At 41.1% G+C, this 533-nt stretch carries 2 protein-coding genes; both read left to right on the top strand.

The features are described from left to right. Positions 1-14: 14 nt before the first annotated feature. On the top strand, positions 15-368 hold the full coding sequence (locus tag AC27KL_RS28180; RefSeq protein WP_487171810.1) for a TIGR02530 family flagellar biosynthesis protein: 354 nt from the start codon (positions 15-17) through the stop codon (positions 366-368). A gap of 72 nt (positions 369-440) precedes the next feature. Beyond that, positions 441-533, top strand: a 93-nt coding sequence (locus AC27KL_RS28185; RefSeq protein WP_487171811.1) for a flagellar basal body protein, incomplete at its 3' end; no start/stop codon positions are given.

Consider the following 533-nt stretch of genomic DNA (forward strand, 5'->3'; position numbering starts at 1 on the left):
GCTCACCGCAACCTATCACGTCTAATTATCATAATAAAGCAGTTAATCGATCTGCCCGCTCTTCTACATCATTTGCGACTCAATTGGATAAGGCGATCAAAGATGTCTCTCCATTGCAAATCAGCAAACATGCGAAAATTAGGATGGAACAAAGAGGAATCTCGATCCCTTCTGAAACGTGGGAAAAGATAGGGGAGAAAGTGAAAGAAGCAAAGAATAAGGGTGTACAGGACTCACTGGTTATTCTGAAAGATGCCGCATTGATTGTAAGTGCCAAAAACCAAACGGTGATCACCGCTTTGGACCGTGAAGAGGCACATTCTCAAATATTCACCAACATTAATGGAACCATATTAATCGATTCATAGGCCGGACCTCGAGAAGGAAGCCTATATGCTGTGGAATGACTGAAGCAGCACATACGAAAGGGGAAAACATTCATGCTACGTTCAATGTATTCAGGTATAAGTGGAATGAAAAACTTTCAGACCAAATTAGATGTAATCGGTAATAATATCGCCAATGTCAATACG

The sequence above is a fragment of the Paenibacillus sp. YAE3 genome (assembly GCF_057546105.1).